We start from the raw sequence: 24382 nt of genomic DNA on the forward strand, positions 1-24382 counted from the left end.
AACTGCAAAGGTGCTTATTAATATGTGAATATCAAGCTAATAGCTTTGTTTATCTCTAAATTACTTCGATTAATCATATTTAACTTGGATAAAATTTGCAGACAAGATGTCCACACCACAAGAGTTTGATGTAATTACAATATGCAAACTAAATACAGCATATTTCAACTAAGTGAAGCACACAATTTAATCCTCAAAGCTAGGTATAGACAGTATTTATCTCCTGAATTCTGCTGTATTTTCGATCTTATTAAAAATCATTAAATAAAAATCGCCCAACTTATCTTTTTTGAGCGATTAATCTCCATATATATACAACTAAAAATTATCAATTCATTCGTCAAATTTTTTACTGCAGATTGTCGATAAATGAAAGCAAAGATTTTGAAATCAAATGTAGATCAAGTGAGGCTGTTAACTCTATTTGCTGCATCTACAGAATTATCCAGACTAACAATTAATTTCAAAATTTTGTCCAGTTGCACAAGGTATTCTCAAATGAGCATAAACACCACTCAGTTGAATAGCGGCTGGTGGTAGATGCAAAACCATACAACATCTGTAAACTGTGGCTTGATATTCTCGCCATTGCATCTTGATAGCTGCGCTTTTAGGATCATTGCCTAAGTCTGCAAATTTTAGCCCAGCCCTAGCCAGCCAAATTTCAACTTCGGTAGTTTCGCCAACAGGCTCGGATAAAAAATTAGAGTTGTTCATAAAATCAGTTTTTTGGATAAATGAAGATTTATATCAATCTTAAGCGTCACAAGTTGATATCTGGTTCTAAGTTTAACATTTGAAAATTCTCTTTTAACTGCTCCCAAAGGTGTTCTATTTGCTCGTAGGAGTCATACATAGAGAGTTTCCCAGCAGTCTGAAGATTAGATATATAACCTACTCTTTGTGCAAATTCTTGCAAGTTGGTATTAAATACCAGATTCTTGGTGGTGAATTTACCTGAGTATTGGTAGCGTTGATAAATAAAATTGTGTTTGTCTATATGATTGGTATTATTCATATTTATCTATCCTATTTAATTACTCAACTACTTATTTGGGTAGGTAACAATCAAGCATCACTATGTTATGTGTTTGTGTCAAATTGTAGATGCAGTTTGTACAGTTTTTCATAGGCAAGCTAGTGAAGTTATGGCAGATAAAACTAGACTTGGTTTAATTTTGAGTTGTAATTTTAGTTGCAACAATCTAAACCAGTAATCTGAGAAATCAAAAAGCAAATTGCTGAGGATACTTGAGATATTAAACCTCTACCTAAGAGTAGATATTATTTAATTTATAGCTAAAAGATATACAAAATCCTCTGCGTTTTAGGTTCAGTATATGCAGAGGATTTCATAACCCGCAATTTTGTTTATTTGTTAAATTAATAAAAATAATTTATGTAAGATGATATCGCAACAAAGCATAGCTTTATAACTCTTGAGGATTAGCGCGCCAGCGTAAAACATAAGCTTCTAGAACACGCACACCCCAATCGAGTAAAACGCTAATAAATGCCAAAACTACCAATATCGCCCAAGCTTGATCAACGTTTAAAGTTCCCTGTGCTGCCATTAAAAGATAACCTAAACCTTGGGTTGAACCGATATACTCAGCTACTAACGCCCCCACTAAAGCCATGCCTAAACTAGTGCGAATTCCGGCAATTACCCAACTCAGAACCGAAGGTAATACAACCAAATACAACATCTGCCAGCGATTTGCACCCATAACTTGAAAAGCAGAAACTAACTCGCGCTCAATACTTTGCAGTCCTTGATAAGTTGTAAAAAATATTGGAAAAAAAGCAGCTAAAGCTGCTAATAATACTTTGGAGAGTAATCCAATGCCAAACCAAACAATAAAAAATGGTGCTAAAGCAATCCGTGGTAAAGAGTTAAATATCTGAACGTAAGGAAGAGTGATTTTAGCTCCAGATGGCGAATATGCTAAAACTATTCCCAGACTCACGCCGCCAGTCATAGCTAAAATTAGTCCAGTCATTGCCTCTTGAAATGTCACAAAAATATGTTTAAATATACTCCCGCTAGATAATAGTTGCCATATCTGCTGCATAATCAAACTTGGTTTACCAACAAGTGCTGGTTCAATAAATGGAGAAATATTAAATGCACCTGTGCCAAGTTCCCACACTAACAAAATGATCACCAATGGTGTTAGCTGAATTGCTAGCTGGATTATGCGTTGTTCCCAACTAATTTGATTAGGGAGCGAACTGATATTTTTTGATTTATTTTTACTAAAAGCAAGAGCAGATTGTCCCAAGGTTAAGCTACGATCGCGGGTAGTTTTCATATTATGCAATTAAGTTTTTAAAAGGGAAATCCCTCGGTCTGGTTGTAATACTTGCGTGGTTAACTCTGACCACATCTCACGCTGGATTTGTTGAAATTTGGGATCTGTGCGAATAGCTATAGCCGAGCGTTCTGTAGGTAAATCAATCAGAAATTCCTTGACAATTTTGCCAGGACGTGAACTCAATAAAAATACACGCTGTGATAAGGCGATCGCTTCATCTAAATCATGAGTTACCAATACAAAGGTACATCCTGTATCACGCCATAATCTGAGGAATTCATCTTGTAAAAGAGCGCGTGTTTGTGCATCCAGACTACTTAACGGCTCATCCAGCAATACGACATCTGGTTCATAAATCAACGTCCTAATCAATAACACACGCTGCTGCATTCCTCCTGATAGTTCTCGCGGAAAACTATTTTCAAACCCAGACAAGCCATATTTTTCTAACATTGCCAAGGCTTTTTTTCTTCTTTCAATGCGAGTGACACCACGAATTTCTAAAGGTGCAGTTACATTATCTATAACTGTCCGCCACGGTAACAAAGTTTGCTTTTGAAATAAATAACCAATTTTTTTGATACCACTGATATTAAAACTACCATTTACTTCTGTACCACTATTAATTAATCCCGCAATCACATTTAATAATGTACTCTTGCCGCAACCACTGGGGCCAATTAAACTCACAAATTCACCAGCATTGATAGTCAAGCTGACATTTTGTAATGCTTCAATCCGTTTATTTTTGCTCCAATAAGAAATGCAGAGATTTTGAGTAATGATTGTCGGGACTGACATATTTTGATTCTCCTAGGCTCGATGACCTGCAAATTTGTCAAATACCCCTTCCGAGTAAGGAACTATTTTCTTAATAATTCCTGTGTCAAAAAATACTCTTTGGTCTGCAAGATAGGCCTCTTGACTAATAGAAGCATCTTTAGGAACAGAAAGTTTGAGTTCAGTATTCAGACCTGTCAAAATAGCGTCTAAATTTTTGCTATCAAATCGTTTACCCACCACTTGCAAAATTTGTTCTGGTGGAGTTTGATGCATATATGTGAAAGTGCGATTGACAACTTCGACCAATCTTTTCACCACTTCCGGCTTTTGGGTAGTTACACGCTCATGACTCAGCCAAGCACGAGTCATAGCCTCGTTAGCACCAAAATATTTTTTGTGTACGTTGGGATCTAAAGCATTCAAGAGTTGAAATACTGCGCCTTCTTTAAGTAGTTTATGTAAATCTGGCGCACCTGCGATCGCTGCATCCACCTGACGAGATTTGATTAATGTATAAGTAGAAGCAGTTGTACTTTGAACGTATTCGACATCTTTATCGCTCAAACCATTTTGGCGTAAGTATTTTACAAACACTGCCCAACTCCAAGTACCAATTTCACCAGCTGATACTTTTCTTCCTTTGAGGTCAGCAACACTTTTGATTTGAGACTTTAAATCAGAACGCACAATTAAAGAAGTATCAACCAGATTGCGACGGTTGGCTACGACATTTAACGGCACTCCTTTGAGTCGAGAAAGATAGACGTGTAAAGGTGCTTGGGCCGTAAAATCAATTTCGCCTGCAATCAACGCATCGCGCATCTTTGCACTACTTTGAAAAGTAATGACTTCTGCATTTAAACCAGCCGCATTAAAATAACCTAAATCCTGGGGAATCCAAACATCAATTGAATTAATTCCACTAACTGCTCCTAGTTTCACATTGATAGTTCCTTGACTCGCCGCAGGCTGAGTAATGCTATTACAAGCTTGTGTAGCCAGAGCAGTTGTGACTCCCAGAGAAGCATATTTTAAAAAGTCTCTACGTGTGTGCATTTGCTTATCCAAGATTGATGTAAAAGAATTCCGAACTCAGGATTCATACTAAATTGCAGTCAAAGATAGTAACCTAAGGTGGGAGTAGGGAGTAGGAATACTACTCAGCAAAGCAACTTAGTATCAGAATTCAGCATATTGGTTGAAAACTTTTTCCCTGGTGGGCGAAAACAATTTAAACATTTTAAAAAACGTGGGTTTGCCAGAGTTAGGTAAGCCCACGTTTATCGGGCAAATCAAACATTTACCCAACTGTCAAAACTCGGTTATCAACAATCTGTTGAAATGTAGCATCAGGTTGAATTAGTCCCCATTTCACCATCCAGTTGTAAGTCCGATGAAAATCGGTTTCGCAGTATGGGGCTGGGTCTGCATAGCGCAGACGATTGCGACGGAAGTCTGATGGCTCTAGATGGACAATCTCTTCGGATACGTCATCTATCAGATACTTCACATAGCGGATGGGGTCTTCTTGCAAATCCTTCACTGCACGACGGATAGCTTTGTTAATGGCTTCAAAACTGGCTTGGTCTACTTCTGGACTAGCAATTTCTAGACCTACATAGTGAGCCTCAGCAATAACCTTGTAGCCTAGTTTTTCGGCAACTGTAATCCAAGGTTCCATCACAGCAACCGCATCAACTAAACCATCACGCAAAGCTACAAAGCGGTTGAATTGTTTGGGTTGACTACCGCCTTCAATGTGAACTATTTTTATCTCTTCTGCTGGAAGAAAGCCTTCTAGCGTTTGGATAGCAATATAGTGAGAACCGTGGTGAAAGTTTACACCAACAGGGACATTAGCGAGGTCTTGAGGAATGTTGTAGGGTGAATCTGGGCGAACAATAATCGCTTGGCTCGCAATAGCAGCTCGCTTGGCAATTACCTGTCCACCACGAGAACTATCGTATGTGCGGCGTACTTGTCCCCATTCACAGGCGCGGTAAAGGCTGCTTTGGCCTTGCTCAAACAAAGAGGGGCCACCAAAAGAACTGACTTGACGGTGATCATCAATTAGGGTGATGTTAGCTGGGCGATCGCCATAATTCCGTTTGACAAACTCAATCTCCAGCCCTAAGTCAGCAAAGTAACCCTGATCACGAGCTACATAGTAAGGCAGCGAAAACACTGTCCCACTAATCTCGGTGGTAATTTTCTTGAGTGCCAAATTTGCGTTACTCAAGGTATGGCTCCTTCCTGATTTGGATAAGTGAGATTTATTCTCCGGTAAATACTAGTATTTAGTCAAGATTAAATATATTTGTTTACAACGCTCAGTCCTGAGTGCTGAGTGCTGAGTGCTGAGTGCTGAGTAAGAAGAAAGAGTACTCAGTACTTTTGCACTATGGTAAAAGCCCCGCCCGATATTAAGCGGAATCCTATTACCGAGAGAAGGTTGATACCCCACCCCTTGCGATGCACTCAAGTATGAAAATCGAATAAATATGTGTTTCTCGTACTACGTATCTCGAAACACGGAGTCCTTGCTTGAAACCCCTGATTTTAATTATGTATGGGGTTCCCTACACCCCACACCCGTTGCGCCACACCCTGTTCATCATTATTCTTGATTGTTTCTTTTGCCTTGTTCGCTCAGACTACTAAATATACATAGCAAAGTAATCATTATAGATTTCTGTATTGGTCATGACGGTGAGTTCTATTTGTTTTTGTTCTGCATCTGTGGCCGGACTTGTGGCGGAACCTAAGCTTTCTTGAGGAATAAAATCACCACAGTATTCATTTGCGGGTAGTGCAGCGTTCATCTTTTGAGGATAACTCAATTTGAGATTATTCATGATGGTGATGAATTGACTGCGGCTGCGATACTCGTTCTGAGTCGCTCCGCGAACGCTAAATCTGGGATTGAGGCGTTTTTCTTCGCCAATAGTGGAGACTGTACGTCCTTTGTAGTCATGAGCCGGATATACTAAAGTCTCATCGGGCAGGGTAAATAAGCGTTGCGTTACCACATCATAAAGAGTTCCTGCGTCGCCTCCTTGAAAATCTGTGCGTCCACAACCACGAATTAATAAAGCATCACCAGTTAATAGGTGGGTATTATCGACTAAATAGGCGATGTGGCTAGCTGTATGGCCTGGTGTGGAAATTGCTTCAATAATTACCGAGCCGACTTCGAGGTTTTCACCACCCACAAGCGAGCGATCGGCTTTTGTCACCGCCGGATTTTGCGGAACAATCACCTGACAACCTGTTTTGCGTCGGAGTTGACCTGCACCTGTGATGTGATCTGCATGAAGGTGAGTTTCCAGACAGTAGCGCAATTTTAATCCGAGTTCATCCAATGCTTGCAAATCGCGCTCGACTTGCTCGAATACAGGATCGACTAAAACAGCATCTCCGGTTTGCTGATCGGCAATTAAATATGTGTAGCTACTACTTTCTGGGTCAAAAAATTGGCGAAATAAAAAGTTTGATGGGGATGAATGAGGATGGCTGACTTGGCTATGGGAAAACGGCATTGTCGGAATTGAACGCACCCGCACGGGTAATGAATCCCACAATGTCTTGGCTAATTTCTGTGCCTGTATCCGTAATTCTGGAACTGCGATTGTTTCCCACAAGTCGCCTTTGCGGGGAGTTCCCAAGGTATAAAGTAAATTGGAAACAGTATCATTAGCAGTGTATAAAGCACCATCAGTATATGTGTCTAGCCCTAAACCGATGCTATTGGGACGGACTAATTTTTGCGATCGCAAATTAGCAATTAGCGGATGAGATGAGTGGCGATAATCTGCGGCTACCCCTGTACAATTTACCACCCGATTCACCTGTAAGACGATATTCTTCTGAGTTTTGCGTCCAGATATTGTCACTTCTACGCCATCTGGTCTTGGTTGATATGTTTGAATTCGCCCAGCCCAAATGCTGAGTTGACCAGATTCCAGCATTTTTTGTACGACATCGGCCACTGTTTGAGCAATCCGATGACGATGCACGTCCCAATATGGTGTTAGATGACGCAAAAAACGCCGCTTTTCTACAGTTGGTAGTTTTTGCCAAATTTTTTGAGTCATCGGTCGTAACGAATCAATCACGGCTCGCCAATCGTAACCTTGAGCAGTGGCAATTTTGACTTCTTCACGTAACCGACGTAACCAACCGCGCGCTGTGTTGGGTGAAGTTTCGGCAGTTAACCAAGCTGGATAAGGCTGAGATGCTTGATGTTGTAGCGGAAACAACCCTCTTCGAGACACTGCATAAATTTTGCCACGATGCTGGCGATCGTGCAGAGATAAAACCATATCCACCATTGTCAGCCCTGTACCAACAAGTAACACAGAAGCATCAGGATCAAGTTCTGCTAGAGCATCGGCTGACCAAGCATTTCGCCGATAACTTTCGTGATGAGTATCTAGATGATTACTTGTTATGGGTGCAAAGGGTGAGTTTCCTAATGCCAACACCACTCTATCGGCGTTAAAACAGCGACCACTACGCAAAGAAATCATGGCACTGCTTCCTTCAGGCTCTATTGCTACCACTTCATCACTCAGTCGTTCTAGTTGCACATCATTAGGTGCTGTAGCTTCTGCCTCTGCTAAAACCGACTGAATGTATAAACCATAAACTTTACGAGGTATAAAGCTACTAGCATTAACTTCTGCCGATTCCGCAAAAAATGTAGCTAACTCGTTTTGGTTGTACTGAAGCCACCGCATTAGATGTCCGGGATCATGAGCCAATGCACTCATATTCCCTGCTGACACATTCAGCAAGTGACAGTTAGTATCTGTACTGTAGGCAATACCTTTACCTATCTGATGACTACGTTCAATCAGCTTAATAATTAGGGGTTGGCTGGCAGTTTTTAAGAGGTGCGTAGCCACCAGAGAACCACTAAAGCCTCCGCCAACAATAACTATCGTGGTTGGAGTGTGGGTAGTTAAAGAATTAGGCTGCATAGCGGTTTTATATAAATAGTTACAGCGAGTTTTTCAAGTCTGTTTACCAGGGATAAATCTATTTCCAAACCAGCTAACAAAATTCAGACTTGATGTCAGATAAATTTTCATAATACTCTGAATTCAGTCTAAAAATACATTTTATCGGTAGAAAAACCGTATTTATAAAAATATGCAGCTAATATCAATACATTCCCATATCACCCGGACTTAAAATACCGACTGCTTGAATTGCCATAAAACGCTCAATAATGCTGTGTATTGACTTTGGTAATTTAGTTCTCAGCAAAATTACTGTAAATTGATAGAATTAACGTACTTAGCTTTGATGAGGAACTGATCACAATTCATAGGCGAGGTAAATAATGGAAGTTAAAAGCGAACTGGCAAAGCAAATTTATGCAGTTTCGCATCTATCTGGCTCATTTCAACTGCGTTCTGGCAGAATATCAAGCGAATATTTTGATAAATATCAATTCGCGGCAGATCCAACTTTAATTGATGCGATCGCCAGACAGATGGTTAGCCTCATTCCCAGAGATACTGAAGTATTGGCTGGTCTGGAACTGGGAGCTATTTCGATAGTAACGCTATTATCACATTACTCTGGTTTACCCACAGCTTTTGTCCGTAAAGAGGCAAAAAAATATGGCACTGCACGTTTAGTTGAAGGTGCTAAAATTAGCGATCGCAAAGTGCTAATTGTAGAAGATGTGGTAACTTCTGGCGGTCAAATTGTTATCTCAGCCAATCAAATGCGTCAACTTGGCGCACAAATTAATTACGCTCTTTGCGTTATCGACAGAGAAGAAGGTGCTTTTGATAAACTCCTAGCTGAAGATATCACATTACTTTCTCTGCTAAAGCGTCATGATTTTTCTAATTAATATTAAGCTAAATTACCTCGATATCTTATTGAGCGCGACTTTCTTTGACCAATCCTGATGAATATATTTCACGACACTATCTTCTGTATTAGAGCCAATGACTGATGACGCAAAAAGTTTTAATTTAGCATCTGCATTCGCAACCGCAATAGCATAATCAGCTATCTTGAACATTTTAATATCGTTAATTTGATCACCAAAGACCACAATCTCGCTTTCTCCTAAGCCATAATTCTCGACCAAAGTCTGAATAGCTTGGTCTTTAGTAGCTTTGCTGTCGTGAACTGTTAACCAATACCAGCCCGGAGAGTATTGGTTAGAAAACAGGTGTATCTCTATACTAGTGCCATATTTTTCAGAAATTATATCTTGAAGTTCTAGCAGTTCTTGTACATGACCAATCACCGTCAAACAAACAACTTGATCACGAAAGGAATAAGTTAAATCTTCAATAGTACGCCATCTTTTATCTTGGTTTTTTAGGCATTGATTAATATACCAACCCATGCCATCTTTGATAATATCTTTATAATAAACACAGTCTTCCACACCATTAAAACTTGAGATAAAAGGAACGTAGCCGAACTCAATAACTAGTTTATAGATACTCTCCACTACATCAGGATGAATAGCATGAATAATTTCGTGTCTACCAGAATTTAAATCAGAAATAAAAGCACCATTAAATTCGATAATTGGAAGACGCAGATTTAAACCCTTCAGCATTCTTTGGATAGAAATAACACTACGCGCACTAGCGACGGTAAATTGTAGCCCTTGACTTAATAGTTCATGCAGGACTTGTTTGCTAAATGAAGAAAGAAGCGCATCATTTCCCAGCAAAGTACCGTCTAAATCAGAAACATAGACAGTGTTCATAAATTGTTTGGTTGCAGATATTGAAAGAAAAATTATAACTTAATCTACGATAAATCTATCAATTTATTGTATTATTTGCTCAACTAAGCAATATTAGGGATACATATTATGACTACTGTTGTTTCTTTTGACCGAGTTTCTGATATTTATGATGCCACCAGGGGATTTCCACCGGGAATTTCTGAGCAGGTGACAGACTTTATTCTCAACTTAGTTTCACCAACACCAGAAACAAAGTTTTATGAAACTGGTATTGGTACAGGTAGAATTGCTGTACCAATTGTGAAGCGGGGTTATTCATATACAGGTATAGATGTTTCAGAAAAAATGTTGGCTGAACTACACCAAAAACTAGAGGGTGTTTCCCACAAATTAACAACTGTTCAAGGTGATGCTACAGCTTTACCGTTTGAGGATAATTCTTTTGATGTAGCCTTGACGGTTCATGTATTTCATTTAATTTCGGCTTGGAAACAAGCATTAGCAGAAATCCGCCGTGTCTTGAAACCAGGTGGAATTTACCTCTACAGTCACGGACAGGCTAACGCTACTCAACCTAGTGAGGAGACGAATCCTCAGAGGTGGGAATTTACTCAACGTTGGCGAGCCATTTTAGATGGCTATGGTCATCCTTTACCTCGTTATGGTGCAACACAAGAAGAAGTGTTAGCAGAATTAGAAGCACAAGGCGCAACTTTAGAAACAGTAATTGCTGCTAGATGGCCATTCAAACAAACACTTGGCAAGTTGTTAGAAAATTATGAAAACAAGACTCAAAGTGCATCTTGGGCAATTCCTGATGATATCTTTGTTCCGGCGGTGCGAGATTTGCGCGAGTGGGCTTTACTACACTTTGGTTCTCTAGATTATGATTTGTCTGAAGAGCGTAGTTTCAAAATTGTTGTAGTGCGTAATTGGGCTTAATTAAATTAGTTTCGCTTACAAAAAATATACCTGGCTGTTTGATAAAGTCGGGTATATTATTTTGCATATTTATCATGCTTTTAGGGTTCATTTAATTACATAAATCTAGAAATTAAGATGATTCAGGGAGTTAGCCATATTACCTTTATCGTTAAAGATTTAGAGCGAATGACAAATTTCCTCACATTTATCTTTAATGCTCAAGAAATTTATTCTAGTGGTCAGCATAGTTTTTCAATCGCTAAAGAAAAGTTTTTCGTAATAAATGATTTATGGATTGCTGTTATGGAAGGTGAACCTTTACCAGAAAAATCATACAATCACGTAGCTTTCAAAATACTTGAAGAAGATTACGAATTGTATGCAGCGAAAATTCGTAGTCTTGGTGTAGAGGTCAAGGAAGGTCGCAGCCGTGTAGAAGGTGAAGGGCGTTCTTTATATTTTTACGACTACGATAATCATTTATTTGAGTTACACACAGGTACTTTAGAGCAGCGATTAGAGAAATATCGCCAAATATCATAGCAGTCTTATGTGAACGTGAACCAAACAGACAAGGGAGAGGTGTTTTCTGTTTACTCTCCGAATTTTACATTTTGGATTTTGAATTTTTTGGGGTACAAACCCCACTCCTAGTAGCTACCGTGCATACACAAGTCAAAAATTTGTAGTATGGAAACCCTATCCCGCCTTGAACTAAAGTTCCAGGCTCACAGCCAAAGTCCACAAAGCGTGGACTGGAATGAATTTCTAGTTGAGTCCTCTTCAGAGGACTTGTGCTGTGAGACTCGGAATTAATTCCGAGGCGGGATAGATGCGCTCAACCTAGATTTTTGTATACACAGCAGCCCCTAGTGGGTGGAAAAATCTAAAATACTCGCTGCGCTGTGTCCACTACGCTAACGTCAATATCAAATCCCTAAGCCCCGCACCCTGGTGATCAGGGTCAATCCAAAATTGCAAATCTAAAATCCAAAATTGGTTAACTCTCTTAAGGAAGAAGCTTGTACATCAACTGCTAACCACAATTTGTTTAAATTTAGGTTAACTAAAGGTTATGTAATTTTAGTGACTACCTTATAATATCCCTAATCTACAGTAAATTGATCGACTTACCGATTTAGAGGGGGGAGGTTAACTTTGAAGTTCAACAAACACATAACAAAACAAGTTCGCACTCGTATTGTTAAAAGTTGGCAAGCTACACGAAATTGGGGCTTAATATTCTTATTTTTATTGGGAATCAGTTTGAGTCTGGTGGTGACGGCTTGCACTTCAGTTAATGTTGCTAAAACGGATAGTAGCGTCGCTAATTCAGGAGGTGATGTCAATCTAACCTTTGTTTCTTACTCAGTCACCAAGGCTGCCTACGAACAGATTATTCCGCAATTTATTGAGAAGTGGAAACAAGAACATAACCAAAATCTCAAATTTACTGAAAGTTATGATGGCTCTGGCTCTCAAGCTTTGAATGTAATTGATGGTTTAGAGGCTGATGTGGTACACCTATCATTGGCTCTAGATGTAGAGAAACTGGTTCAGACAGGTTTTATTCAGCCGGGTTGGGAAAAAGAAGCCCCAAATAATGCAATTGTGACTCAATCTGTAGGTGCGATCGCTACTCGTGAGGGTAATCCTAAAAATATTCAAACATGGGCAGATTTGACAAAACCTGGAGTCAAGGTATTAACAGCTAATCCCAAGACTTCTGGTGGTGCGCGATGGAATTTTTTAGGTTTATGGGGCTATGTCACAAAAACCGGAAAAGATGAAAATCAGGCTCTAGATTTTACTACCAAAGTTTATCAAAATGTGCCTGTGTTACCCAAAACTGCTCGTAACGCTACAGAATTATTCTTTAAACAAGGTGAAGGAGATGCGTTACTTAACTATGAAAACGAAATGATTTTATCAAAACAAAAAGGCGAAAAGTTTTCATATATTGTGCCTGATGTCAATATCTCGATTGAAAATCCAATTGCTATTGTCGATAAAAATGTCGAGCAACACAAAAATCGAGAAGTTGCAGAAGCATTTGTGCAGTATCTTTACACTCCAGAGGTTCAACGCGAGTTTGCCAAAATCGGATTTCGCCCTGTGAATACCGCGATCGCGCAAGAAGTAAGTAGCACTTTCCCTCAGATTAAAACTCTGTTTAAAGCTGAAGATTTAGGCGGCTGGAACCAAATTCAACAGAGGTTTTTTAATGAAGGTGCTATCTTTGACAAAATTCAAGCCCTGAAATCTTCAAAATAGACAGGTGATACCAATTCGCAATTCGTAATGACGCTCGCAGGCTCGCTAACGCAATTCGTAATTTGTAATTAAAAAACTTAAATGCAGCAAAGCTTTCAGGGTTTACATCTGTATCATCTTTTTCGTGAAATGGTATGAGTGAAAATTTTCAGCAAGTTTATAACCTACATAACAATGCATAATAGAAACCCGATTTATCCTATAAATCGGGTTTCTAAATCTCTAATTTTTAATAATTCATATAGAATTGCTAGAGTCTAAATTCATAGATAAATTAAATATTGCAGCAAGAATCAGCATTTTCAAAGCAGAAATCTAACTAGATTGGCTATGATGAGGAGAAAGTTTTGAATAAAATCTGAAACTATGCAACAGCCGCGTGAACCAGAAAAAGACCAATTTATTTCTCCTCGCAGTCGCTACTATAGGACTCATATTTGATTTCTGAAAAACCAAATTGGCTAGAAGCTTGCCATACAAAGGTTCGTTTCTCAGTATACTTAGCAATATTCAAGTACGATTCCTATATGGTCAGGTTAAGCCAGAAAACTTGATTTTTAATGCGAATCTCCAAGAATTTGCTCAGAAAGTGGGCATTATCACTAGTTTAGAGACAAATGGCAAGCTCACATCACAGGAAGCTTATAAAAAAATTAAATCTCTTTGGAAACAATTGAAGCGTAGTAAAAAACAACTCTTCAATAATAATGATTCATCAACGTCATTATAAAATTCTTTTTTCAAACTTTTTTAAATCCCAGATAATTACGATAAACCGATTAAAAATATCAGGACTTAAATTGAGTCAACAAATAAGTCCTGATCTAACCCAATCAAATTAATTAATGAAGTTATTTCTGACAAAACCATCTAGAGAATTTCTGACAGCATTAATGTATGCTTGGTCATTTAAAAAATGTGATGGTAATTTGTTAGCTAAAACTGCACTACGAACAACATCTTTAGCACTAATTTGTCTAGTTTGATAAGCTTGAAGCAGACTAGCATAACCAGGAATTCCCTGATTTCTCAATTGCCCTTGATAAGCCAAACCAGCAATTTCAAAAGGCTTGATTGCATTAGTGACTTCTGAAATATCACTTAAAGCTTTGGAATTATTTACTATCACTTCTCTGCTATAAGCAGGACTGAAAGTAGTAGATATCAACAAGAAAGTTAAGCCACCAAAAATTATACTTTTCATTGTAGATTTATAAGTGTGTGATCAAGCGAAGTAAAGCAAATTTATCCCTGCTTAAAAAGCAAAAGGATATTAGTAACTTTATCTATTGCCAGACAAGTTATTTGCTTACAAAACTTAATCTCATTTTGTCTTAAAAATTTAGTCAGTGACCTCTTCCTTTAGGATGTTAATTATGGTGTTTTCCATAACAATTTTTTATATAAAATATGTATAATTAAATCTTGACAAATTAAATAAAATGTTAAGCAGTAAAGGCAATAAAAAAGGGAATTAGGAATTTTTTAACTCCTATTCCCTCAACTGAAATATCGATTTTCACTATTAGACGGAGTAATAAGCAGGAAAAGATTTAGCATCTTTTGGTTTGACGTAAACCTGTTGTTGTGGTTCTAACTCTAATTCGTTGAAGCGATCGCGTGTTAGGTGTGCTGTCACAACTTGACCATCGTCTATAGTTAATTCCACCTGAATTTCCCAACCCAGATGAATCAGACGGCTGATTTTAGCGGATGCTGTCGCTTCTTGAGGGTACTTTTCAATAATCACATCTTGGGGACGCAAAAAGACTTCTGGGTGTGGTGCATTAAACCCGGTGCTTTGGAAAATTCTGGCGGTGTTAGGTAAGACATTCACAGGGCCGATAAAACTCATCACAAATGAGGAAGCCGGATTGTCATAAATCTCGGCGGGTGAACCTACCTGTTCTACACGTCCTTTATTCATCACCACGACTTCATCCGATACTTCCATCGCCTCTTCTTGATCGTGGGTAACAAATACAGTGGTGACATTCACCTCATCATGAAGATGACGTAACCAGATTCTTAAATCTTTCCGCACTTTCGCATCAAGCGCACCAAAAGGTTCATCTAATAATAATATTTCTGGTTCTACAGCCAAGGCTCTTGCTAATGCTACCCGTTGCCTTTGACCACCAGATAACTGTGAAGGATAGCGATCGCCTAATTCTTTTAATTGCACTAACTCTAATAACTGTTCAACTCGTCCCTTGATTTTTTTATCTTGAACTTTGCGAATTTCTAAACCAAAGGCAATATTTTGTCGCACAGTCATGTGCTTAAACAAAGCATACTGCTGAAATACAAACCCAATATTTCGCTCTTGGACATTTTTATAAGTAGCATCTTTGCCAGTGAGGATGATTTTACCGCTATCGGGCATTTCTAACCCGGCAATTAGTCTTAGCAAAGTAGATTTACCAGAACCCGATGGCCCCAGTAATGCTACTAAAGACCCGCTCTTAACTGTTAAATCAACTTGATCAACCGCTTTAAAACTTCCGAAATGCTTGGATATATTCTCAACTACTATGCCCACTGCCGTTATCCCTTAATTAATTAACTACGGCTTATTGCTAGGTTTACCGTATTGTATCTTACATATACCATTGCTAACAAATTAAATACAAGTAAATTTTGTCAATATATCTTTAAGTAGAAGTAAACATATATATCAATAATTCCTAACCAGAAAAAAATGACAAAAACCCTACTATCAAGTGTGACAATAGGGTTCAAAACGGAAAATATTCACTGATAGACGAATCCGATTGGAGACAGGGACTAGGAAAGAAGGGTGATTTAGGTGTACTGATTTTTTCCCAAATCAAATATTAGCCCTATACTCAGGCTAAATATTGTTAGTAGTTTGTTAAGCCTGGTGGTGTAATGGCTTTTTCTAAATCAGCCCCTTGAAAGTTTGCACCGACAATACTTATCCCTGTCAGATTAGCCTTCTCCAAATCGGCATCAAATAAGTTAGCATTATCTAAATTTGCGCTTATAATGCAAATCTGCGCCTTGAAGATTAGCACCTTGGAGATTAGCTCTCATTGGTCACTCTTAGCAGAGAAAAATAAAAAATTAGGGTGAGTTAGGAATATAAACATTGGGGAAGTGAGTCTATAAATAATAGATTGACGTTGAGAAAATCCCAATGACAGTTGAGGAATATGAAAGACTGTAAGCCAAGGTTGAATTAAATTAAGTAGGATAAAAGGTTGTGCAATTAAACGAAGATTATTCAAAATATTCTTCCAGCCTTTTTCATAAGTCCACCAAAAGGATATCCAGATGAAGTCAAGCAAAGTTGTCTGCGCTCGTATGTTAACGGTATGGGATTTAGGGCAATTGAGCTAATTTGATTGAGAGAAATCGGAGACAAAAGCATCTCTCTGTTTTAGAGTTGTTTTTGAGAATTTTGTCGATTGCCAAATTAAATGACCACTTGACAAATTTATGTCTTTGAAAATACCGACCTTAGAACCCTTACATGGTAAGGGTTTTATTATTTTAGCCTGAAAATGCCATAGTAAAAACTTATTGCCAAAATAGCTGTCCTCTTTTGAAAAAATGACAAAATATCTGTCCTTGTTTGAAAAATAACTTAAGCCAACATTTTTACCAAAATTGACAAAATAAGTGTCCTTTAAATAGTACAATACAACTACGTTTGTATTGGACATATATGTAAATATGCTGGATGATCCTCACAAGGGCGATCAAGAGCCAGAAACTAATGAGATAGTGACTGAACTCTCAGCAGATGATAGGCATTTGCTGGATATGATTCAGAAATTGCTAGAACCATGCGATCGCATTACTTACGGGCAAAGGCAAAGGGAAGTAGCAGCTAAACTAGGTAAGTCAGTACGGACAGTACGACGGCTAGTAAAAAAGTGGGAGGAAGAGGGTTTATCTGCACTCCAAACCACAAAACGGGCTGATAAAGGTAAACACCGTATTGATGCTGAGTGGCAAAAGTTCATTATCAATACATATAAAGAAGGTAATAAAGGTAGTAGGCGAATTACTCCCCAACAAGTTGCTATCAGGGTAAAAGCAAAAGCAGCAGAATTAGGGGAACAGAAGTATCCAAGTTATAGGACTGTATATCGAGTCCTGCAACCAATAATTGAGCAGCAAGAACAAAAAGCGAGTATAAGGAATCGTGGTTGGCGTGGATCTCAAATATCACTCAAAACCCGTGATGGAGAATACATAGAAGTTGAATACAGTAACCATGTCTGGCAGTGTGACCATACTCTTGCAGACATATTGCTCGTAGATCAGCATGGTGAACTGCTGGGTCGTCCTTGGCTGACAACAGTTTTAGATACTTACTCACGCTGCATCATGGGAATAAACTTAGGTTTTGCTACATGGAATTCTCAAGTCGTAGCATTGGCACTACGTCACGCAATTTTACCGAAGCAGTACGGGCCAGAATACGAACTTCATGAAGAGTGGGGAACATATGGTCAGCCAAAATACTTTTATACAGATGGTGGCTCAGATTTTAACTCTAAACATTTGAAGCAAATTGGGGTACAACTGGATTTTTCTTGTGATTTGCGTGACCGACCCAGTGAAGGGGGCATTGTTGAACGTCCTTTTGGTACCTTTAACACCGACTTCTTTTCAAGTTTGCCAGGTTATACAGGTTCAAATGTACAGGAACGTCCAGAGCAAGCCGAGAAGGAGGCTTGTCTTACGTTAAGAGAGTTAGAACGCCTTTTAGTACGTTACATCGTAGACAAATATAACCAAAGTATTGATGCTCGTCTGGGCGATCAAACTCGTTATCAACGATGGGAAGCAGGGCTAATTACTGCTCCTAAACTAATTTCAGAGGAAGAGTTACGTATATGTTTGATGAAGCAAACGCGACGCTCAATTTACAGAGGTGGATATTTACAATTTGAAAATTTAACTTATCGAGGAGAAAACTTAGCAGGTTATGCAGGCGAAAGTGTTGTACTACGATATGACCCCAGAGACATAACAAGTATCTTGGTCTATCGCCAAAAAGACCAGAAAGAAGAGTTTCTAGCTAGAGCATATGCTCAAGATTTAGAAACTGAGCAATTGTCTTTGGATGAGGCTAAAGCTATGAGCCGTAAGCTCAGGCAAGTGGGTAAGACTATTAGTAATAGTTCATTTTTGGCAGAGGTACGCGATCGCGATACTTTTGTCAAAGAAAAGCTCACTAAACAAGAACGACGAAAACAAGAAAACACAGAATTCCAAAAAGCTAAAAAAATATTGCCAGTTAAACCTGAAAAAGAAATAGAAATTGAACTAGCATCCATCGAAAGTTTACCAGAACCGGAAATGCCGGAAGTCTTTGATTACGAACAAATGCACGAAGATTACGGGTGGTAGAAAATGACTTCACAGCAAGCCCAAGAAGTCGCTCAACAATTGGGTGATATACCCAAAAACGATGCGAAATTACAAGCAGAAATTCAACGATTAAACCGTAAAAGTTTTGTGCCACTAGAACAAGTACAAATTCTACATGATTGGCTAGAAGGGAAGCGTCAAGCTCGCCAATGCTGTCGAATTCTTGGAGAGTCACGTACAGGCAAAACTATGGCCTGCAATGCTTACAGATTAAGACATAAGCCAATACAACAGCCAGGTAAACCTCCAATAGTTCCTGTTGCTTACATCTTAGTTCCTCCAGAATGCAGTTCTAAGGACTTGTTTACGCTAATTATTGAGCATCTGAAGTATCAAATGACTAAGGGAACAGTAGCTGAAATTCGAGAGCGGACTCGGCGGGTTCTTAAAGGCTGTGGTGTAGAGACATTAATTATTGATGAGGCCGACCGCTTGAAGCCAAATACATTTAAAGATGTACGAGACATTGGTGAAGAATTAGAAATATCTGTGGTCTTAGTAGGAACAGATCGCCTGGATGCAGTGATTAAGCGTGATGAACAGGTTTACAATCGCTTTCGGGCTTGCCATCGATTTGGTAAATTCTCAGGGGAAGAATTTAAGCGAACTGTTGAAATTTGGGAAAAAAAAGTTTTACAGCTGCCAGTTGCTTCCAATCTTTCCAGTAAGACTATGCTAAAAACTTTAGGCGAAGCGACGGGAGGTTATATTGGTTTGTTGGATATGATTCTCAGAGAAGCAGCAATCCGAGCATTGAAGAAAGGATTACAAAAGGTGGATTTAGCAACTTTGAAGGAAGTAGCAGCAGAGTACAAATAATGGAAGTGCCAAAGATTCAACCTTGGCTGTTTCAAATAGAACCTTTAGATGGAGAAAGTCTGAGCCACTTTTTAGGACGGTTTCGACGGGCAAATGATTTAACGCCCACTGGGTTAGGTAAAGCAGCAGGATTCGGTGGTGCGATCGCTCGATGGGAAAAGTTTAGGTTTAACCCCCCACCGTCTCGCCAGCAATTAGAAGCTTTGGTTAAGGTGATGGGGGTTGAAGCTGATAGGTTAGCGCAAATGTTACCACCTGCTGGGGTGGGGATGAAAATGGAGCCGATTCGGTTGTGTGGTGCTTGTTATGCCGAGTCGCCATGTCACAAGATTGAATGGCAGTTTAAGGTAACGCAAGGGTGTGATCGCCACACAATAACTTTGTTGTCCGAATGTCCTAACTGCGGGGCGAGGTTTAAATTTCCAGCGTTGTGGGTGGATGGATATTGCCAGAGGTGTTTTATGAGATTTGTAGAGATGGTAAATTATCAAAAACCTATAAAAATTTGAGACATTATTTTAACTTTGTCTAAATGCGATCGCTCCCATTATTCCACGATTTCTATAGGTTATAAATTGCTCCATTCTCTGCTAACCACTGTTTACGTTCTTGATAATTTGGCACAATTCGTTCAACTCTCTCCCAAAATGCACTATTGTGATGCGGTTCAATTAGATGCACTAATTCATGAACTACCAAATACTCAATCATCGTTCGCGGTAGCATCGCCACTCGCCAGTGAAAATATAAATCTCCTGTGTGTCCGCAAGAACCCCAATGATTACCTAATTCGCGTACTTGGATAGAACGAGGTGAAGCACTAACTCGTTTAATCAGTGTGGCAATTTGTTGTTCTAGTATTGTCTGAAGATGTTGGCGATACCACTGAATAAAGTTTTCTCGACCTTGAGCTTGTGCTTGTCTCTGTAATTCAAAGCGGCTTTGGTATAGTTTTAATAATGGTTGTTTTTGAAGCTCATCGACTATTTTCAGGCGATAGCTGCGTCCTAAATAATAAAAACCTTCGCCTGAGACGTATTCCTTAACGTTAGCTGGTGCATTGAATGACTCTTTCTTTATAAGCCTACTGTAAATCCAGTAACGTTTCTTATTCACAATTTTTTCTAATGTTTCTATTGGTACTCCTGGAGGAGAAGCCAAGACTAATTGACCGTCACGTTCAACGGTAATACCTACAGTGCGGCGTTTAGAACTGTGGCGAATTTCAAAACTCAGGTCGCCAAAGGTGATAGTTGTCATGCCATTAAATTATCACGATTTCTCCTAGCTAGTTCGACTAATTTATCCGCGATTTCTTCTAATTGGTTGTAACTAACTAAATCATTATCATCCAAGTAGCCAGCTATCCACTTTCTTAAATCCTCTTGGACTATTTGGCTACCCCAATTTATCAGTTGTACTTCTTGCCGGATGTGTTCAACAATTTCTACAGTTGCTTGAGCAAGTTCGGGGAGTTGTCTTTGTGAGTATTCACTTAAAATATTGAGAAATGGCATTTGAGTTTTGGGATCTAATCCAGTCTCATCTGTAGTGCGACCAGCTTGTATTTGTTCTATATACTGCTGTAATGCCTCAACTTTTTCTTCCCAGTTCTCAGATAAAGATTCCAAAATGTCTGTGAGCTTTTCACTTAAGTTTTTGTAGTAAACTGGGTCTTCTTCGTAATTTACACTGATATAGTGACGGGCTGCAAATTCCATTTCTGCGGCTCGTGCTTTAATTGAGCGATGACGCTGGACATGGGTTTTAAAATCCAGGGACATGATATCAATTGGTGGCACTTTGGGGTCAATCCCTTGGGATTCAATATATTGGTCTATTAATGCCCTAACTTTCTCCTTTGCACTAACGATGTTAAGTTTTTCATCTCTGTAGAGGTCAGCAACAGCTTTTTTAATAAAGCCAAGTTTTTTGGCATCTCGCACAAAATTATAGGGCTGACGTGCTTCTGGTCGTGGCAATATTGTATCGAGAGTGTTGAGAAAATCTTTGAAACAATCATTAAATTCGACTCTCAGTCGTTCATCTCTGAGCAAGTCTACACAAGCGTCTACATCATCGATTGTGCAGCCTTTTTCAGTGAATAGTGCCATAACTTGCTGGTGTCTGTCGCGCAATTTTGGTAATTCTGCACGAATATCAAACAAAGCTAATTCTGTATCAACATTCTCGTAAACTGAAAGAGCAGCAGCGATATCAACACCGTAATAATCGACTACTAAGCCCTCTGTTTTTTTGTCATTATACACTCGGTTAACGCGAGCGATCGCTTGCAGCAATTCGTATTCTTTGAGTGACCTGTCTAAATATAAAACTTGTTCTAACGGTGCATCAAAACCCGTTAACAGCATATTTTTGACAATTAAAATCGCTAAACTGTCTTGCTCTAAAGGTTTTTTAAATTTCTCAATATTAATTTCTTGTTGACTTTTATCTGTCCACTTTTTCCAGCTAGGATCATCGCCCTTATCACCAGAAATCACAGTAGCAAATTCTAATTTGCGGATGATTTCCAGATGTGGGAGTGCTTGAGCAAAAAAACGATCATCATCACGCAATTCTAAAGCCTCCGCGTCAAGACTTTGCAGAATGGGGGCGCGGTGTTCTAGCTGCTGCACTATTTCCCGTTGTGCTTCCACAAATGCTTCTTGATAACGGACTGCGGCGAGACGGGTAGAGGCGACGACTTGCGCTTTAAAGCCTCCTGCTAAAATGCGCTCAATATAATGACACAACATACTTTTAGCTTTGGCTTTAATTAGTTCCCGTGCTTCGCCAACTTGGGTTTTAGTCGCGTATTTAGCTTTAATTAACGCCCGTTCTTCTGGGGTTTTATCGGCAAAGATAATTTCAAAAAGTTGGTCGAGGTCATCACCTTGGGTTACAGTGCCTCTAGCTTCTAATCCTTCGTAGACAATAGGCAAAGTGACTTTATCTTCTTGGGATTTGCGGATATTGTATTCATCGATAAATGAACCAAAGATTTGCAGCGTGGTTTTTTTGGCAGCTTTGATGATGGGTGTACCAGTAAAGCCAATACGGACACAGTTAGGTAATGCTTCTAATAAATTGGTGTGGAGAGTTTTGGCGTGAGAACGGTGTGCTTCGTCAATTAGCACTAAGATATTTTCGGAAGGATTGAGGTTTTTGGGAATTGGTTCAATTTCTGCTTCTTCCTCAGAATCTTCCCCGCCTTTAAATTTCTGAATCATTCCGAAGACTAAGCCAGCACCTGGTTGTTGCAGGTATTGTTCTAGTGTTCTAACTTTTTTCGCTTTTTGTAATGGTTCTCCAGTGAGGACGGCGGTATCTGCAAGTTGTCTTTCTAAGTCTCGGCGGTCAGTGACAACAACAATTTTAAAGCGGCGTAATTCTGCGATAGTGCGAATTTTCCGAATTAGGTAAACCATTGTCAGGCTTTTACCTGATCCTTGGGTATGCCAGATAATCCCGCCGCGTTGGTCATCTGTGCCATGTTGGGCGCGGGTTTGATTGTGTTGCAGTCGGTATAAAGCTTGATGAACTGCCCGATATTGTTGGTAACGGGGGACAATTTTGATAGTGCGTCCGCCACTGGTTTTAAATAAAGTAAAATTATGCAGAATGTCGATAAGATTAGCTGGGTTCAACATCCCGGCGATGAGGGTTTGGCGAGAATTTAATTCAGAAACGCCTAATTGTGCAGCAATTTCTGCTTGGGGTCTAGGAATGGTATCTTTCCACTCAACATAATGTTCATAATTTGCGCCGATAGTTCCGGCTGCTGCCCGTCCTCTAGAGGCTGCTATCATCAGCAAATTGTAGTGGAATAATTTTTCTGCGCCTTCTGGTTGGCTGCTACCCCGTTGATTGGAGTATTTTAATAAGTCTTGAATTGCTTCGGTTATTGGGTTATCTAGACTGGGGCTTTTGCATTCAATCACTACTAAAGGGATGCCGTTAACAAGTAGTACGATGTCTGGGACGATGAACCCCCGATTACCTGTTGCCCAAGGCGGATCTAATCTGTATTGATTGATGGCGAGAAAATCATTGCGATCGCAATGTTTAGGATTAAATTCAATAAAATGCACCGTGTGCTGTTTGCCGTCTTGTCCTAAAACTGTAGTGCCTTTGAGTAGCAAATCTGTGGCGGCTTGGTTGGCTTCCATTAATCTGTTTGCGCCCTGGCGTTCTAACTGACTGACTGCGGTTTGAACTTGGATATCATCTAGCCAAGGGTTGCCGTTGTCATCTAAGTTGATGCGTTTGATAGAGGCTTTGAGGCGTTGTGTCAGTAGAACTTGCTTAAAGTTGTCTCGTTCGGTAATTGCGGGATTGTCCCAACTGCCTTCTATGTACTGCCAACCCATCCTAGAGAGTTGTTGAATGGTGGGTTTTTCTACATGGGTATATTCTGGGCTTTCTGGCATAAGTTTTTAACTTTGGGCAGTTTGACAGCATTTAAGTTTTTTATACTGCAACTAGAGGGAATCACTTCCTAGTTGCTATATTTACTTTTATACCAATTATTTTTGATATTTACTGGGTTTATAGTATACAAGTAGTACGATAAAGCTAAGTATAGTAAGGCTGCTGCTAGAGATATACTCTAAGTAAAATTAAGAACATATTTTTAGTTAGTTTATGGGAAATTACAAACAATCAATTGTAGAAAAGTTTAAAAAGAAAGACCAAATTTGTAACATCTGCCAACTAGAGAAAGAATTATCAGAAGACCATGTGCCTCCTAAAGCTTGTCCTCCAGCTAAAAATATAGTTATTTATAAGCTTTTGTCTGAAATGACTGGAGACCGTTCATTTCGTCCTAGAATGTCTCAAAATGGAGTGACTTATAAAACGATATGCAGCGATTGCAATAACAAATTAGGTAATAGATACGATTGGGCTTTGGGGGAATTTACTCAAAAAATAGAAAGCTTTGTCGAGAGTAGTTTGACTCTACCAAATTCCTTTGAGGTTGAATGCTATCCCAATGCAATTATGCGCTCTGTCTTAGAGGATGTTTGGAAAGTATTAAACGAATCAATTAAGCCAGTCTTCTCAGCATTAACCGAATCATTGCAACTTGCACAAATGTTTCATGGGTCTGCGGTAAAATCTC

At 39.2% G+C, this 24382-nt stretch carries 22 protein-coding genes and 3 pseudogenes; 10 read left to right on the forward strand and 15 right to left on the reverse strand.

Features of this window, described 5'->3' with window-relative positions:
- Positions 1-450 precede the first annotated feature (450 nt).
- The 7 genes from H6G69_RS14900 to H6G69_RS14930 form a co-directional block, all read right to left on the reverse strand.
- Entirely contained in the window at positions 451-717 is a 267-nt protein-coding gene (locus H6G69_RS14900; protein WP_190688199.1) for a hypothetical protein, read from the reverse strand.
- A 46-nt stretch (positions 718-763) separates the two neighbouring features.
- Positions 764-1018 carry a hypothetical protein gene (locus H6G69_RS14905; protein ID WP_190688201.1) on the reverse strand — a complete coding sequence of 85 codons (255 nt, stop codon included), beginning with the start codon at positions 1016-1018 and terminating at the stop codon, positions 764-766.
- A gap of 412 nt (positions 1019-1430) precedes the next feature.
- Complete coding sequence (locus tag H6G69_RS14910; protein WP_190688204.1) at positions 1431-2315, reverse strand: ABC transporter permease; 885 nt, start codon at positions 2313-2315, stop codon at positions 1431-1433.
- A 9-nt stretch (positions 2316-2324) separates the two neighbouring features.
- Positions 2325-3119, reverse strand: a complete 795-nt coding sequence (locus tag H6G69_RS14915; protein ID WP_190688207.1) for an ABC transporter ATP-binding protein — start codon at positions 3117-3119, stop codon at positions 2325-2327.
- Between the two features lie 12 nt (positions 3120-3131).
- Positions 3132-4157, reverse strand: coding sequence for an ABC transporter substrate-binding protein (locus H6G69_RS14920; protein ID WP_190688210.1), 1026 nt, complete (start codon positions 4155-4157; stop codon positions 3132-3134).
- Between the two features lie 244 nt (positions 4158-4401).
- Positions 4402-5340: an ABC transporter substrate-binding protein gene (locus H6G69_RS14925; protein ID WP_190688213.1), complete on the reverse strand. Its 939-nt coding sequence runs from the start codon at positions 5338-5340 to the stop codon at positions 4402-4404.
- 418 nt (positions 5341-5758) lie between these two features.
- Entirely contained in the window at positions 5759-8083 is a 2325-nt protein-coding gene (locus H6G69_RS14930; RefSeq protein WP_190688215.1) for an FAD/NAD(P)-binding protein, read from the reverse strand.
- Between the two features lie 365 nt (positions 8084-8448).
- On the opposite strand from H6G69_RS14930, the gene pyrE reads away from it, so the two are divergent.
- Positions 8449-8970 (forward strand): orotate phosphoribosyltransferase, encoded by a 522-nt coding sequence (gene pyrE, locus H6G69_RS14935; protein WP_190688218.1) that lies wholly within the window; start codon positions 8449-8451, stop codon positions 8968-8970.
- Positions 8971-8982: 12 nt separating this feature from the next.
- On the opposite strand, the gene H6G69_RS14940 is transcribed toward pyrE, so the two are convergent.
- On the reverse strand, positions 8983-9849 hold the full coding sequence (locus H6G69_RS14940; RefSeq protein WP_190688221.1) for a Cof-type HAD-IIB family hydrolase: 867 nt from the start codon (positions 9847-9849) through the stop codon (positions 8983-8985).
- A 108-nt stretch (positions 9850-9957) separates the two neighbouring features.
- On the opposite strand from H6G69_RS14940, the gene H6G69_RS14945 reads away from it, so the two are divergent.
- The 4 genes from H6G69_RS14945 to H6G69_RS33910 all read left to right on the forward strand — a co-directional run bounded on the left by H6G69_RS14945 (position 9958) and on the right by H6G69_RS33910 (position 13759).
- On the forward strand, positions 9958-10773 hold the full coding sequence (locus H6G69_RS14945) for a class I SAM-dependent methyltransferase (protein ID WP_190688224.1): 816 nt from the start codon (positions 9958-9960) through the stop codon (positions 10771-10773).
- A gap of 117 nt (positions 10774-10890) precedes the next feature.
- The gene (gene fosX / locus H6G69_RS14950; protein ID WP_190688227.1) at positions 10891-11298 is read left to right on the forward strand and encodes a FosX/FosE/FosI family fosfomycin resistance hydrolase; all 408 of its coding nucleotides are present in this window, start codon (positions 10891-10893) and stop codon (positions 11296-11298) included.
- 615 nt (positions 11299-11913) lie between these two features.
- Positions 11914-13029 (forward strand): sulfate ABC transporter substrate-binding protein, encoded by a 1116-nt coding sequence (locus H6G69_RS14955; protein WP_190688230.1) that lies wholly within the window; start codon positions 11914-11916, stop codon positions 13027-13029.
- A gap of 469 nt (positions 13030-13498) precedes the next feature.
- Entirely contained in the window at positions 13499-13759 is a 261-nt protein-coding gene (locus H6G69_RS33910; RefSeq protein WP_242072070.1) for a hypothetical protein, read from the forward strand.
- Between the two features lie 108 nt (positions 13760-13867).
- Here the strand turns inward: H6G69_RS33910 and H6G69_RS14960 are convergent, their stop codons facing one another.
- From H6G69_RS14960 to H6G69_RS33915, 5 genes and pseudogenes are all read right to left on the reverse strand, one after another.
- The gene (locus H6G69_RS14960) at positions 13868-14233 is read right to left on the reverse strand and encodes a hypothetical protein (protein WP_190688233.1); all 366 of its coding nucleotides are present in this window, start codon (positions 14231-14233) and stop codon (positions 13868-13870) included.
- A 321-nt stretch (positions 14234-14554) separates the two neighbouring features.
- A complete protein-coding gene (locus H6G69_RS14965; RefSeq protein WP_190688236.1) occupies positions 14555-15571 on the reverse strand; it encodes a TOBE-like domain-containing protein in 1017 nt (338 codons plus the stop codon).
- 322 nt (positions 15572-15893) lie between these two features.
- Positions 15894-15995 carry a pentapeptide repeat-containing protein gene (locus H6G69_RS34805; RefSeq protein WP_397326930.1) on the reverse strand — a complete coding sequence of 34 codons (102 nt, stop codon included), beginning with the start codon at positions 15993-15995 and terminating at the stop codon, positions 15894-15896.
- A 22-nt stretch (positions 15996-16017) separates the two neighbouring features.
- Positions 16018-16086 (reverse strand): pentapeptide repeat-containing protein, encoded by a 69-nt coding sequence (locus H6G69_RS34810; protein WP_397326931.1) that lies wholly within the window; start codon positions 16084-16086, stop codon positions 16018-16020.
- A pseudogene (locus tag H6G69_RS33915) lies at positions 16083-16310 on the reverse strand (IS701 family transposase); the annotation flags it as partial. The gene H6G69_RS34810 and the pseudogene H6G69_RS33915, both read right to left, overlap by 4 nt.
- Here H6G69_RS33915 and H6G69_RS34815 point away from each other — a divergent pair.
- From H6G69_RS34815 to H6G69_RS14990, 4 genes and pseudogenes are all read left to right on the forward strand, one after another.
- Positions 16305-16388: pseudogene (locus tag H6G69_RS34815) on the forward strand (IS1 family transposase); the annotation flags it as partial. The pseudogenes H6G69_RS33915 and H6G69_RS34815 overlap by 6 nt on opposite strands.
- Positions 16389-16728: 340 nt before the next feature.
- Positions 16729-18417: a Mu transposase C-terminal domain-containing protein gene (locus H6G69_RS14980; protein WP_190688239.1), complete on the forward strand. Its 1689-nt coding sequence runs from the start codon at positions 16729-16731 to the stop codon at positions 18415-18417.
- A 3-nt stretch (positions 18418-18420) separates the two neighbouring features.
- Positions 18421-19257, forward strand: a complete 837-nt coding sequence (locus tag H6G69_RS14985; protein ID WP_190688242.1) for a TniB family NTP-binding protein — start codon at positions 18421-18423, stop codon at positions 19255-19257.
- On the forward strand, positions 19257-19766 hold the full coding sequence (locus H6G69_RS14990; RefSeq protein WP_190688246.1) for a TniQ family protein: 510 nt from the start codon (positions 19257-19259) through the stop codon (positions 19764-19766). The genes H6G69_RS14985 and H6G69_RS14990 overlap by 1 nt, the downstream gene beginning before the upstream one ends.
- A gap of 52 nt (positions 19767-19818) precedes the next feature.
- Here H6G69_RS14990 and H6G69_RS14995 read toward each other — a convergent pair whose 3' ends face one another.
- The gene (locus H6G69_RS14995; RefSeq protein ID WP_190688249.1) at positions 19819-20517 is read right to left on the reverse strand and encodes a M48 family metallopeptidase; all 699 of its coding nucleotides are present in this window, start codon (positions 20515-20517) and stop codon (positions 19819-19821) included.
- Positions 20514-23690, reverse strand: coding sequence for a type I restriction endonuclease subunit R (locus tag H6G69_RS15000; RefSeq protein ID WP_190688252.1), 3177 nt, complete (start codon positions 23688-23690; stop codon positions 20514-20516). Before H6G69_RS15000 ends, H6G69_RS14995 begins: the two co-directional genes overlap by 4 nt.
- Positions 23691-23904: 214 nt before the next feature.
- On the opposite strand from H6G69_RS15000, the pseudogene H6G69_RS15005 reads away from it, so the two are divergent.
- A pseudogene (locus H6G69_RS15005) lies at positions 23905-24382 on the forward strand (hypothetical protein); the annotation flags it as partial.

Source organism: Nostoc sp. FACHB-110 (genome assembly GCF_014697425.1).
Lineage (GTDB): Bacteria > Cyanobacteriota > Cyanobacteriia > Cyanobacteriales > Nostocaceae > Nostoc_B.

Coding starts and splice junctions, on each gene's coding strand:
- H6G69_RS14940 (WP_190688221.1), bottom strand. CDS start 9,849: ATGAACACTGTCTATGTTTCTGATTTAGACGGTACTTTGCTGGGAAAT.
- H6G69_RS14985 (WP_190688242.1), top strand. CDS start 18,421: ATGACTTCACAGCAAGCCCAAGAAGTCGCTCAACAATTGGGTGATATA.
- H6G69_RS14995 (WP_190688249.1), bottom strand. CDS start 20,517: ATGACAACTATCACCTTTGGCGACCTGAGTTTTGAAATTCGCCACAGT.
- H6G69_RS14980 (WP_190688239.1), top strand. CDS start 16,729: ATGCTGGATGATCCTCACAAGGGCGATCAAGAGCCAGAAACTAATGAG.
- H6G69_RS14905 (WP_190688201.1), bottom strand. CDS start 1,018: ATGAATAATACCAATCATATAGACAAACACAATTTTATTTATCAACGC.
- H6G69_RS14945 (WP_190688224.1), top strand. CDS start 9,958: ATGACTACTGTTGTTTCTTTTGACCGAGTTTCTGATATTTATGATGCC.
- H6G69_RS14910 (WP_190688204.1), bottom strand. CDS start 2,315: ATGAAAACTACCCGCGATCGTAGCTTAACCTTGGGACAATCTGCTCTT.
- H6G69_RS14900 (WP_190688199.1), bottom strand. CDS start 717: ATGAACAACTCTAATTTTTTATCCGAGCCTGTTGGCGAAACTACCGAA.
- H6G69_RS14915 (WP_190688207.1), bottom strand. CDS start 3,119: ATGTCAGTCCCGACAATCATTACTCAAAATCTCTGCATTTCTTATTGG.
- H6G69_RS14960 (WP_190688233.1), bottom strand. CDS start 14,233: ATGAAAAGTATAATTTTTGGTGGCTTAACTTTCTTGTTGATATCTACT.
- H6G69_RS15000 (WP_190688252.1), bottom strand. CDS start 23,690: ATGCCAGAAAGCCCAGAATATACCCATGTAGAAAAACCCACCATTCAA.
- H6G69_RS14920 (WP_190688210.1), bottom strand. CDS start 4,157: ATGCACACACGTAGAGACTTTTTAAAATATGCTTCTCTGGGAGTCACA.
- H6G69_RS14990 (WP_190688246.1), top strand. CDS start 19,257: ATGGAAGTGCCAAAGATTCAACCTTGGCTGTTTCAAATAGAACCTTTA.
- H6G69_RS14930 (WP_190688215.1), bottom strand. CDS start 8,083: ATGCAGCCTAATTCTTTAACTACCCACACTCCAACCACGATAGTTATT.
- pyrE (WP_190688218.1), top strand. CDS start 8,449: ATGGAAGTTAAAAGCGAACTGGCAAAGCAAATTTATGCAGTTTCGCAT.
- fosX (WP_190688227.1), top strand. CDS start 10,891: ATGATTCAGGGAGTTAGCCATATTACCTTTATCGTTAAAGATTTAGAG.